Source organism: Burkholderia pyrrocinia, assembly GCF_018417535.1.
GTDB lineage: Bacteria > Pseudomonadota > Gammaproteobacteria > Burkholderiales > Burkholderiaceae > Burkholderia > Burkholderia pyrrocinia_E.
Genome location: NZ_CP070978.1, coordinates 53,428 through 65,128, shown reverse-complemented (window position 1 = coordinate 65,128; position 11,701 = coordinate 53,428). Strand labels below are relative to the sequence as shown.

Genomic DNA, 11,701 nt, shown 5'->3' with positions numbered 1-11,701 from the left:
GCGCGGTAGTCGACGCCGCGTAGCCTACAGGCGCGACAGGTGGACCCGGATGTTCGCGCGGTCGTACGTAAAGCCGCCGGCCGCATCCTCCTCAAGCACCCGGGCAAGATCGACCGCATACATCCATCCGCTGCCCAGACGGCCGCCGTTCACGGCCCGGATCCGGCTGCCGCCGACCGCGATCGCGGCATGAAAGACATTGCCGCCGCGAGAGAAACCGACCGCAGTTCCCGCCGGAATGCTGGCGTGGCCGTCCCACTGATCGCCGGTCTCGAAGTTGAACCGCGTCCTCCAGTGCTGACCGATCGTGTCGAGCAGCGCACCGGGCGCGATCATCGCGTCGCCGCGCAGCAGGTACCGGACATAGGCCGCGGCGTCGTAGCAGACGCCGCCGGATACGTACTCGTTGATGTCGGCCATGCCGTACATCAGCGCTTGCGCATGTTTCTGCTTTTCGGCGAAGCCGGATTGGGCGACATGGCCGCCTAACTGGGTCAGTTGCATGGGTAGGTCCTTTTAAGGAAAAAGGGCATCGTCGCCCCGCCAACGCAATAACCTCATATCTTATTACGATATCCGCCGATATCGGCCGGCCCGGGCGTCACGGCGTGCGCGCGGCCGACGCCGGTGCGGCGGCGGCCGCGTCAGGATTCGGCGCGAGCCGCAGGCGCACGCGCAACGGCTGCAGCATGTCGGGCGGCGGCGGCTCGGCCAGCGGGCCGCCGGCCATGAGCAGTTGCCGCAGCGTCGCATCCGCGTCCGGATCGCCCAGCGACGCGAATTCGACGCGCGTGACGGCGCCGTTCGCGCCGATCCACGCGCGCACGACGATCGCGGGCGGCGGCGCATCGGCGCTCGCGTTCAGCACGCGCGCCTCGAGATAGCGGTGCAGCCGGTCGGCCGCGTCGCCGTCCGCTTCGAGCCACGCCTGGAACTGCTGCCCGGCGAGCTGCCCGTAACGGATCCACGTCTGCGGCACGTCGGCCGTCTGCGCGGCGGCCGGCGCGGCACACGCGGCCAGCGCCGATGCGACGACGATCGCCCGCAGCCATCCGGATGCGCCCCACTCCTGCATTCGCTTCATCCCGCCTCCCGTTTCGACGAATCGCCTGCGCGCCGTTTCGTGCGCGGCCTTCGCGTTGCCCTCGCGTTGCCCTCGCATTGCCCTCGTGCTGCCCTCGTGCCGCCTGGTTTCGCCCGCTCACCCGATCTCGATCGGCACATACAGCCGCGTGCCGCCGCGCTGGACCAGCAGCGCGACGTTGCCGTGCGCGGCGTCGATCTCGGTCATCAGCGCGCCGATGCTCGCGACCGGCGTGCCATTCACCGACAGCACGATGTCACCCGGCTGCAAACCCGCGCGGGCGGCCTGGCCGCTCGCCTGCTCGACGACGAGCGCCTGGCCGACGCCGAGCCGCTGGCGTTCCTGTTCCGTCGCCGCGCGCAGCGCGAGCCCGAACCGCGCGGGCCCTTGCTCGCCGCCGGTCGACGCCGTGCCGCTGTCGAATGCGCCGACCGTCGCGACCACGTGCATCGCCCGGCCCGCGCGCCACACGAGCAGGTCGGCCTGCCGCCCGGCACGCATGCCCGCGACCGTGCCGAGCAGGTCCGCCGATTCGGCAACCGGCTTGCCGTCGACCGCGAGCACGACGTCGCCCGCCTGCAGGCCCGCATGCGCGGCCGGGCCGTCCGGCTCGACCATCGTGATCAACGCGCCGTCCGGGCTCGCGAGGCCGAACGAACGCGCGAGCGCCTGGCTCACTTCCTGCACGGCCACGCCGAGCCGGCCGCGCGTGACCTTGCCGGTCCGCAGCAACTGGTCCTTCACGTCGAGCGCGATGTCGATCGGGATCGCGAACGCGAGCCCCTGATAACCGCCCGTCTTCGAGAAGATCATCGAGTTGATCGCGATCACGCGGCCGCCCAGGTCGAACAGCGGGCCGCCCGAATTACCGGGGTTGATCGGCACGTCGGTCTGGATGAACGGAATCGCGCGCTCGCCGGGCAACGAGCGCGATTTCGCGCTGACGATGCCCTGCGTGACCGTGTTCGCGAACCCGTACGGCGAACCGATCGCCATCACCCAGTCGCCGACCTCCGTGCGCGCGGGGTCGCCGGTCTCGACGACCGGCAGGTTGTGCGCGTCGATGCGGATCACCGCGACGTCGGACACGGGATCGCTGCCGATCACGCGCCCCTTGAACTGGCGCTTGTCGGTCAGCTTCACGTCGATGTCGGCCGCATCGCCGACCACGTGCCGGTTGGTCAGGATCACGCCGTCAGCACTGACGATGAAGCCGGAGCCGAGACTCACTTCCTCGCGGTTGCCGATCACGCGCCGCGCGAGAAACGGTGCGAGCGGATGATCGGGCGCGATGCCGGGCGGCAACTGGATGCCCATCTGCGTGACTTCGCGCGTGACGCTGATGTTGACGACGGCCGGGCCGACGCGCCGGACCAGCGCGGCGAAGTTCGGCAGCGCGACGGTCGGCGGTGCGGCCCCCGCCTGCACGGATCGCTCCACGGCCGGTGCCGTCGAGCACGCGCAGGCGAACGCGAACACGCCCGCGATCGCCCGCAGCACCACCGCCCGGCCCGTGTGCTTGCCCGCTTTCATGTCGCTGATCCTCGTCGGTTTGCACCGGAACGCCGCCGGCTCATCGATGCCCGCGCCGCGCGACCGGCCGCATGCATCACTTCGGCGGCACCGCGACCGGCGCATCGGGCCGCTGCGGCGTCACCGACCGGCCCCAGTTCGAGCCGAAGCGGTTCCGCTCGGTCGACAGGTTGAACGTGCCGAGACGGTTCGACGGCTGCTTCGACAGCCGCTCCGAATCCGTCTGCGATGCGCCCGTCTGCGGGTCGGCCTTCGGCTTCAGTTGCTGGCTCAGGCAGTCGTACGACAGCGCGCGCTTGCCGTCGACTTCCGCGTCGACGCACACCGGCTTCGCAGCCGAACCCGGACTGGCCGGCGCAGGGATGGCCGCACCCGCCGCCGTGCGGCTGCCCTGCGCATGGGCGCCAGCTGCCAGCAGCAGGCAGACGATCGTCGCGATTCCGTTTCGTCGCATCTTCATCCGCGGCTCCTTCGGTGATGGCTTCATCGCTTTCGCGCCGCCGCACTCACACGCTCGCACGCGACGCCGGCGCGCGCGCCAGAAAGCGCTCGACCGCCGCGCGATCGGACGCGTCGACGGCCGGTTCATGCGCATCGGCGTGCTGCGACCAGGCATCGCGCATGCCGTCGACCGGCTGCCACGCCTGCACCTGCGCACCGGTCGGATACGGCGTGACGAGCGCCTCGCGATAGTCGACGCGAAACAGCGGCGGCGCGTCGCTGCCGGCCGCCCACAGATCGCCGACGTCGCGCACGCTCGCGTCGAACCAGAACCGCGCCCAGCGCACCGTGGGCGCACGCGCATCGCCGGCCGGCGCGTCGGCGCCCGGCACATCCGGCACGCGCAGGAAGCCGGCCAGCACGAGCAGCACGGCCGCGAGATCGTCGTCGCGCAGCATCCGGTACGACCAGAGATCCGCGACATCCACGCATGCGATCACCGCGATGAAGCGGCCGATCGTGAGCGCGGGCCACGCGCGCCGCATCAGCGCGTAATGACGCGGCCACTGCGCGATGAAGCGCTCGCGATGGAGCGCGGCGACCGGTGCATCGCGCGAGCCGCGTATCGTCAGTTCGTCCGGCTGATACTGGCGCGTCGTGAGCACGCACTGCGCGGAGCACCGCGCGCTCCGGTGCCGCGCATAGCCTCCCGCGCCGGGCAACGGCTCCAGCGCACCGAAGCAAAGCGGACAATGCGTCGGCCATTCGCCGGGCCGGCCCGGCCACGGGTTCGCCTTCGGCATGCGCGGACGGTCGGACGCGGCCGCCGGGCGACGCCGCGCCGGCGTGCGCGCGTCGGGGGCCGCGACGCGCGGCGTCGAACGGACAGGTGCCATGAGTGCGCCTACCGGGCCGACGCGAGCGCTTTCTTCAGCGCGTCTTCGTTGATCGGCGCGTTCGCGGCCAGCTTCGCCAGATACGCCTGCGCATTCTGCTGCGTGCGCTGCGCGCGCAGCATCGCGCGCAACTGCTCCTTCACGCCGGCCAGCGGGCGCGGCGCAGCCGCGCGTACGTCGATCAGCTTCACGACGTGAAAGCCGGCCGGCGTCCGGATCGGCGCGGAGACCTGGCCCGGCTTCAGCGCGTCGGCCGCCTGCCGGACGGCCGGCAACATCAACGAGTCGGGCACGAAGCCGAGATCGCCGCCGTTCGCGGCGCTCGCCTTGTCCTGCGAGTTCGCCTTCGCGAGTGCCGCGAAATCGCCGCTGCGTGCGCGGTTCGCAAGATCGGCCGCCTGCTTGCGCGCCTTGTCGAGCGTCGCGACATCCGCGTTCGGCGGCACCGCGAGGTAGATCTGCGCGACGTGCAGCGCGCGCGGCGCGGTGAACGCCGCAGGGTTCCTGTCATACGCGGACTGGATCTCCGCGTCCGACGGATAGTCGGCCGGCGGTGCACTCACCGACGTGAGATAGCTGCGCGCGACGATGTCGCGCTGCGCCTGCTCGACGGCCGCCTGCACCTGCGCCTGCTGGTCCCAGCCCTTCGATTTCGCCTCGGCCAGCACGGCCTTCTGCGCCAGCGTCGAACGCACGACCTGGTCCAGCGCCGCGGGGTCGGCCGCGAGGCGTTCGCGCCCTTCGGGGCTCACCGCCTTCAACAGCCCCGCGATGTCGGCCTGCGTGACCGACGCCTGCGCGGCGTTCGCGATCACGTCGTCCTGTGCGTGCGCGGCAAGCGGCGCGCTCAGCGCGAGACTGCCCGCCAGCATTGCCAGCGTCTTCACTTTCGTCATCATGATTCGACAGCCCTCTCGATTGCTTTTGAAGCGCGTACACCGTCCGTCGCGCGGTGTCCGCGTCGTTCCGTTCGTCGCCGTCCCGCGCTAGCGCATGCCCGTCAGCGTCACGCGCATCACGATCGGCTGCGTCATCCCGCGCGGCGGTGCCGTGCCCACCGCGCGGCCCACCAGCGCGTCGCGCAGCGCAGCATCGATCGCCGGGTGGCCGGCCCCCGGATGACCGGCCCCCGAATCCCCGGCCGGCGCGCTGGCGACCCGCGTCACGCGCCCGCGCCGGTCGAGCCATGCGCGCACCAGCAGCGCGGGCACGTCGTCGCCGATATCGGCGAGCCGGTCGGCCCAACGCCCGACATCGGCACGCAGCCGGCACACGGCCGCGTCGTCGCCGTCGAGCACCGTCCGCAGCCCTTGCGCAACGCCTTCCGCGTACATCACCCACGCGGCGGGTGCGGCGGTGGCGGACGTCGGCCCGGCGTCCGGCAGCCGACGCCCCGGCAACAGCGCGCGCAGCGCGGCGGCGATGCGACTGCCGGCGGTCCTGCCAGCGGCGTTCACGACTGCGCGACGGCCTCGCGTGCAGCCGAAGCCGAAGCCGGAGCCTCAGCCGGAACCGCCGCCGGTTCGCTCGCCGCCGCTTCCTGCTCGGCCATCGCGGGCCGGTTGCGCAGGTGCAGCAGGAATTCCTGGATCAACCGATCCCACAGCTCGATCGTCGAGCGCAGGTAGCGCTCGGACACGCCGCCCGCGACGACGACGTCCATCTCCAGCGCGAGAAACGCCCCGTGGCTCGCGAGACGCGCAAAGCGCTTGGTCCGGTTCCAGTCCGCAACGAGTTCGGCCGGCAATTCGCCCTGCACCTGCAGCACGCACGACAGCGTGTAGTCGATATACGGCAGCGCGGCGGCCTGCGCATCGGCGCCATGCGGCACGAGTGCCGTGGCCGGATTGCCGAAGCGCACCGCGAAGCCGATGCCCTGGCTCGCGCTCATCAATTGCACCGTGCCGTTCTGCTCGGCGGCCGTCACGCGGTAGCCCGCGCGGCGCAGCACGTCGGCGAGGCGCTCGGCGCTGATCGCTTCGATCGGCGCATCGTGTGCCGCGCGTTCGTCGCCGGCGTTCGGTTGCTTGTCTTGCATGTCTGTCTTCTCCGTATTCAACGAACCGATCGGTTCAAGTGCGGCTTCAAGCCGTGCGCTCATTGGGTGCTCACTGCGCGCTCGCCGACGCGGCCGACGCCGATGCCGACGCCGGTGCCGGTGCCGGTGCCGGTGCCGCGGCAGCCGGACGTTCGGCCGGGTCGTACTTGCCCGCATACAGCGCATCGCCGTAGCGTTGCGCGAGATCGTCATACTTCACGCGCGCCGACTGCGCGAACGGCTGCCGCGACGAGAAGAACGTGCCGATCCCGACATGCTCGTACGCGTCGAGAATCTCGTGCCCCACGCGATACAACTCGGCATTGTGTGCCCGGCAGGTTGTCAGTTGCGTGTCACGCGCGGCGACATCCTTCTGCAGTTGCGTGTGCTGCGCATCGCGGGCGCGCGACACGGCGAGCAGGTCCTCGTAGGACGACTTGTATTTCGCCAGCGACTTCGCGTCCTGCTCGCGGCCCGCGCGCTCCTGCGCGAGCGCACGCTTCGCGGCTGCTTCGGCGCCCGAATCGCCGCGTGCCGCCGCAAGCTGCCCCTGCAACGCCTTCAGTTGCGCGAGTGCGCCGTCGCGCTGCTGCTCGGCCGCCGACTTGTCGCTCTGCAATTGCGCCTGGTTGTCCTGCAACTGGCGCAGCTCCTGCACGGTCGAACGCAACTGGCTGCGCAGCTTGTCCTCGATGCTCTGCGCGTGCGCGCCGCCGGCCGCCAGCAGCAGCGCGCCGGCCACGCCGGCTGCGAGCAGCGTGCGATGGGTCGGATGGGTCGTATTCATTCGCGGCTCCGGTCAGAAGCGAGCATTGAGCTCGATCTGCAGCACGTCGATCGAGACCGGCGGCCCGTACACTTCCTTCGAGCTCAGGTAGCGGGCCGACACCCACGTGTCGCGTGCGACCGCGTACGCGGCGCCGATCACGTAGCCGCGCGCGTTGGTGCCGCCGAGATGGAAGTCGGGATCGTTGAACGCGTCGAGCACGGCGTCCGGCTGCAGGTACTTGTACGCGACCGAGAAATTCCACTGGCCCTTCTCGCGCGGCTCCGGCTCGCCGATCGTCGCCTTCGCGAGGAAGCCGTTCGGGCCGCTGCGGTAGTCGGCACGCGTCGCGTTCACCGACGTCGATTCGTAGTTGTTGACCGGCAGCGACGCCGCCGCGAACGCCTTGTTGTCGTTGTACGCGAGGTTGCGCACGTATTCGCCGTCCAGGCGCAGCTTGAAGCGGTCGGCCACCACCGTGTCCCACTGCGCCTTCAGGTCGAGCAGCCGGTAGTTGTACGCGAGCCCGAAGAGCTGCGGCTGCGGCGTCATCCCCGGCGCGAGTTGCGGGTTCTGCACGATGTTGCGCAGCGCGATCAGCGTATTGCCGCCCTGCATGAACGCGGGCGCCTCGTTGTCGGTGCTGCAGTTCGTCGCGCCGAAAGACAGCGCACACGGCGACGACAGCGTGCCGCGCATGTTCTGGAAGTCGTAGTACGCGACCGCGCCGCGCAGCCGGTTCTTCGCATCGATCTTCCAGTCCGCGCCGAACTGCGCGCCGAACATCCACTTCGTGTCGCTGCCGGCCTTGTCGGTGCTGTTCGACGGGAAGTTCTCGCTCGTGTACTGGATCGGGAACACGCCGAGCGTGCCGAACAGCGTGACGTCCGGATTCCACGGCAGCGCATGGCGCAGGTTCGCGGCAAGCCCGTCCATCATCAGGTCGTCGGAGAACACCAGGTCCGACTTGAAGAACGGATTGTCGAAACGGCCGGCCGTCAGGTTCAGCCACGACGTCGGCCGGTACGCGAAGAACGCCTTGTTCAGCCAGATGTTCTTCTTCGCGAAGCCGCCGCCGGCGGTCGACGTGGTCGACACGGGCCCGTTGTCGTTGCCGCTCGCGAGCTGGATCCCGGCGATCATGTCGTCGGACAGCGTCGCCGTCACGCCGAGCCGTGCGCGGTAGCGCAGCAGGTTGTTGCGGTTCTGCGTGGTGTTCTGGGTCGGCAGCTGTGTGTTGTTGGTGTTCGTGTTGACGTCGAACCCGCCGCCCTGGTTGATCGCCGCGAAGTTCGTCACGTTGTTCGCGTTGCGGCTGCCGTAGAAGTGGTATTCGTCGCGCACGCGCAAGTCGCCGTCGAGCTTGATGCGCGACACCCAGTCGGGGAACGTGTTCGGCTGCGCCCAGTTCTCGGCCTTCGCCTGCGCGATCACTTCCTGCTTCACCTGGTCGCGGATCTGGTCGCGCACGAGCTGCGGCACGTACGGCACCGCGACGTCGCCCGGCTGCGTCGGCGGGTTGACCACGGCGGCACCGGCCACCACCGGCCCGCCGGACCCACGCGCGGCCCTCGCCTGCACGGCTTCCGTGCGCGCCTCGCTGATCAGCTCGTTCGCGTTCTGCTGCGTGAGCACGCCGCGCTTGACGAGCAGGTTGATCAGGTTGATCACCACGCTCTCCGTCGGCGCGGCCTTGCCCGACGCTGCCTGCGCCTCGAGCGATTGCCCGTGCGCGGCGGACGCGCACGTCAGCCCGAGCGTCAGCACCGCCGCGCCGACACGCGACAGGCGCGCGGTCAGCACGCCGTTGCGGGGCACCCCACCCCGTCCGTTCATCTTCCGAATCATCGAAGCACTCCGAACAATTTTCGTTTCTTTTCCGGCAGCATCCGTGCAACGGCGCCGCCCCATGATTCATTCGTCATTTCGCGCGCGCATCGTCATGCCGGCTTGCGACCCTGGAGCCGGACGAGCACCGGATACGCGGTCGCGGGCGGCGGCACCTCGTCGACCTTGCCGAGCGCCTCGACCGCCGCGACCACGGCCGCATCGATCTTCGCGTCGCCGGTCGACTGCGCGACCGTCACCTTCGTGATCCGCCCGGACGCATCCATCCACAGGTTCAGGCTGCCCGCGAAACGCGCGCCGCCGGCCTCCTGCACGCCCTTGTCCTGCTCGATCGCGCGCTGCAGCACGTACACCATGTATTGCGCGTAGCTCGCATTGCCGAACTTGCCGCCCCCGCCGCTGCCGATCATCCCCGAGCCGTCTCCCGCGCCGATGTTGAAGCTGTCGGTGCCGGCCTGCGCGGGCGCATTCATCGTCATCTGCTTCGGCTGGTTGTCCGACGGCTTCGGCGCCTCGGACGGCTTCGGCGCGATCGTCGGCCGGTCGACCGGCGTCTTGACCTCTTCCTTCACCTTCTCGGGCGGCGGCTTCTGTTTCGGCGGCGGCGGGGGCGGCGGCAGCGGAATCACCGTCGTCACCTGCGGCGCGCTCACGCGCTTCACGCCCGCGGTATCGCCCGCGAAATGCCAGATCAGCGCGGCCAGCCCCGCGAGCACCAGCGCGATCGCAACCGGCTTCACGAAGCGGCCGGGGCCTTTCTGCGGCGGGCCGCCGTTATAGGTCATTTCCATCGCGCTAGCCGCCCTGCTTCGCCTTGCCGGTCACGAGCCCGACCTGCGACAGGTCGAGACGGCGCAGCAGGTCGAGCACGTCCATGACCTTCTGGTACTGCACGGCCGCGTCGCCTTTCAGCACGATCGGGAATTCCGGGTTGGTCGCCTTCTCGGTGCGCAGCCGGCTCTCGAGCTCGTCCATCGTCACCGGGTACGCGTCGAGGAAGACCTGCCCCGAATCGGCGACCGTGATCGCCTTCGTCTTCGGCTTCGCGAGACTCGCGGACGAGCTCGCCTTCGGCAGGTCGACCTTGATGCCCTGCACCGACGCGGTCGTCATGATGATGAAGATGATCAGCAGCACGTACGCGAGGTCGAGCATCGGCGTGATGTTGATGTCGTCGTACGGCTTTTCGTCGTCCTGAACCTGCATGGTGGTCTCCTGCGTGCGGTCAGTCGGCCAGCACCGCGTGATCGGGCGTGCGGTGCGCTTCGGCGAGGCGCGTGACGAATTCGTCGACGAACACCTGCATGTTCGCGGTCACGTTCTTGTTGCGGATCAGCAGGTAGTTGTAGCCGAACAGCGCGGGAATCGCGACGAACAGGCCGGTGACGGTGGCGAGCAGCGCGGCCGCGATACCCGGCGCGATCGCGTTCACGTTCACGTCGCCGGCCGCCGCGATCGCCGCGAACGTGATCATCACGCCGACCACCGTGCCGAGCAGCCCGAGGAACGGGCCGCCCGAAATCGCAATCGTCAGCAGCACCATCGATTTCGACAGCCGCTGGTTCTCGCGCACGAGCGTCGCATCCATCGACGCGCGGATCGCCTCGATCGATTCGGACGTGATCACCGTGCGGCCGTTGCCGTCCACGCGGCTGTGGATTTCATGCACACCGGCCTTGTACAGCCGGTACAGCGACGACTGGTACAGCCGGCGGCCGTCGGCGCTCGCTTCGTCGACATGCGCGAGACCGACCAGGTGTCGCCCGGCCACTTCGCGAAAGCGCTGCACGAAATACTGGTTCGCCTTGTCGACGGTGCCGACGTAGCGCGCCTTCGTCCACATCACGATCCACGACACGAGCGCCATGCCGAGCAGGATCGCGATCACGACCCACGCGTCGATGGTCACCGACTGCACGATCACGCCGAAGTAGCCGAAGCCGAAACCCGACTGCTTCTCGTCGGCGCCGTACGCGACGAGTTTCGATTCCGAGCCCTGCGCGAGCGCGTCGACGGCGAGCGCGGCCGGCGAGCGCGCGATCTTCGACAAGCGCAGTTCGTCGAGCGCGCCCGCGTAGGCGGCCAGGCCGGCCGGCGCGCCGGTCGCATCCGCGCCGATCGTCGCCGCGCCGTTCAGCGCGGGCAGCGTCGCCGCGACCTGCGCGGCCTGCTTGCCGTTCACGTAGACGGTCAGGTTCTTGCCGTCGGCCGTGACCGCCAGATAGGTCCACTGGTTCGCCGCAACCGGCGCGGCGGCCGGCGTGCGCACCGGCGCCGGGCTGCTGGCGCCACCGTCGACTTCCGCGAACGGCACGTCGTTGTCGAGACCGATCAGCAGCGCGTTCGCGCCGTCGCGGCGGCTGTACAGCACGGTGTTCGGCGCCAGCGCCGACGGCTTCACCCACGCGCTGAACGTGAAGCTGCCGCCTGCGGCCAGGTTCAGCGACGGGCTCGCCGGCAACGTCAGCGAGCCGCTGCCGTCGAATCGCACGCCCTTGCCGACGATGCCGTCCTCGACCGTGCGGAACGTCGCGTTCTGCGCGTTGTTGCCGTATGCGGTCGCGTCCTTCGGCGGCGCGCCCGCCGCGCCGTTGAAGTGATAGACGAGCGTGTAGTCGGCATCGAAGGTCTCGGCCGGCTTGCCGCCGTCCGGTGCCTTCTTGTTGCCGTAGTACATCCAGATCGACTCCGCGGCACCGGCCGGCATCGTCGGAATGTCGACCCAGATCAGGGCGACGCCAAGCACCGGATCGTATTGCTCGATGTGGTAATTCAGCGGCGTCTTGTCGTCGCCGGCGACGAAGCGGATATCGGCGCCGTTGTCGGCCAGCCCGTCGAACTGGAAGTTGCCCGAGTGCAGGCGGATCAGCAGCGGCACGCGGCCGGCCGATTCCGCGAGATTGGCACCCTTCACGCTCGCGTCGATCGTGATCGCCTTCCGGTACGACCAGTCGTTCTGCCACCATGCGTTCGCGATGCCGGGCAGCACGCCGAGCATCACCGCCAACAGGAAAAACAAGACTCGCTTCACGATCCACTCCCCCAATGTGCGGGCGCCGCGCTCGTCGCATCGCCCCCGGCACGATCAAAAAAAA

General features: G+C 69.7%; 13 protein-coding genes. All 13 read right to left on the bottom strand.

Annotation, left to right across the window (positions count from 1 at the left end; translation table 11 throughout):
• Nucleotides 1-24: 24 nt before the first annotated feature.
• Nucleotides 25-504, bottom strand: coding sequence for a type 6 secretion system effector deamidase TecA (gene tecA / locus JYG32_RS18430; RefSeq protein WP_213266461.1), 480 nt, complete (start codon nt 502-504; stop codon nt 25-27).
• A 97-nt stretch (nt 505-601) separates the two neighbouring features.
• Complete coding sequence (locus tag JYG32_RS18425) at nt 602-1,084, bottom strand: YbaB/EbfC family DNA-binding protein (protein WP_213266460.1); 483 nt, start codon at nt 1,082-1,084, stop codon at nt 602-604.
• A gap of 117 nt (nt 1,085-1,201) precedes the next feature.
• Entirely contained in the window at nt 1,202-2,617 is a 1,416-nt protein-coding gene (locus JYG32_RS18420; RefSeq protein ID WP_213266459.1) for a Do family serine endopeptidase, read from the bottom strand.
• Between the two features lie 76 nt (nt 2,618-2,693).
• A complete protein-coding gene (locus JYG32_RS18415; RefSeq protein WP_213266458.1) occupies nt 2,694-3,077 on the bottom strand; it encodes a hypothetical protein in 384 nt (127 codons plus the stop codon).
• A 46-nt stretch (nt 3,078-3,123) separates the two neighbouring features.
• On the bottom strand, nt 3,124-3,954 hold the full coding sequence (locus JYG32_RS18410; protein ID WP_213266457.1) for a hypothetical protein: 831 nt from the start codon (nt 3,952-3,954) through the stop codon (nt 3,124-3,126).
• Between the two features lie 8 nt (nt 3,955-3,962).
• Nucleotides 3,963-4,853, bottom strand: coding sequence for a peptidylprolyl isomerase (locus JYG32_RS18405; RefSeq protein WP_213266456.1), 891 nt, complete (start codon nt 4,851-4,853; stop codon nt 3,963-3,965).
• Between the two features lie 87 nt (nt 4,854-4,940).
• Nucleotides 4,941-5,411 carry a hypothetical protein gene (locus JYG32_RS18400; protein WP_213266455.1) on the bottom strand — a complete coding sequence of 157 codons (471 nt, stop codon included), beginning with the start codon at nt 5,409-5,411 and terminating at the stop codon, nt 4,941-4,943.
• Nucleotides 5,408-5,992, bottom strand: a complete 585-nt coding sequence (locus JYG32_RS18395) for a YbjN domain-containing protein (protein WP_213266454.1) — start codon at nt 5,990-5,992, stop codon at nt 5,408-5,410. The genes JYG32_RS18400 and JYG32_RS18395 overlap by 4 nt, the downstream gene beginning before the upstream one ends.
• A 70-nt stretch (nt 5,993-6,062) precedes the next feature.
• Nucleotides 6,063-6,779 carry a hypothetical protein gene (locus JYG32_RS18390; protein ID WP_213266453.1) on the bottom strand — a complete coding sequence of 239 codons (717 nt, stop codon included), beginning with the start codon at nt 6,777-6,779 and terminating at the stop codon, nt 6,063-6,065.
• A gap of 12 nt (nt 6,780-6,791) precedes the next feature.
• Nucleotides 6,792-8,606, bottom strand: coding sequence for a putative porin (locus JYG32_RS18385; RefSeq protein WP_213266452.1), 1,815 nt, complete (start codon nt 8,604-8,606; stop codon nt 6,792-6,794).
• Between the two features lie 92 nt (nt 8,607-8,698).
• Nucleotides 8,699-9,397, bottom strand: coding sequence for a TonB family protein (locus JYG32_RS18380; protein WP_174383742.1), 699 nt, complete (start codon nt 9,395-9,397; stop codon nt 8,699-8,701).
• Nucleotides 9,398-9,401: 4 nt separating this feature from the next.
• Nucleotides 9,402-9,812: an ExbD/TolR family protein gene (locus JYG32_RS18375; protein WP_047902916.1), complete on the bottom strand. Its 411-nt coding sequence runs from the start codon at nt 9,810-9,812 to the stop codon at nt 9,402-9,404.
• A 19-nt stretch (nt 9,813-9,831) separates the two neighbouring features.
• The gene (locus tag JYG32_RS18370; protein ID WP_213266451.1) at nt 9,832-11,637 is read right to left on the bottom strand and encodes a DUF2341 domain-containing protein; all 1,806 of its coding nucleotides are present in this window, start codon (nt 11,635-11,637) and stop codon (nt 9,832-9,834) included.
• Between the last annotated feature and the right edge of the window lie 64 nt (nt 11,638-11,701).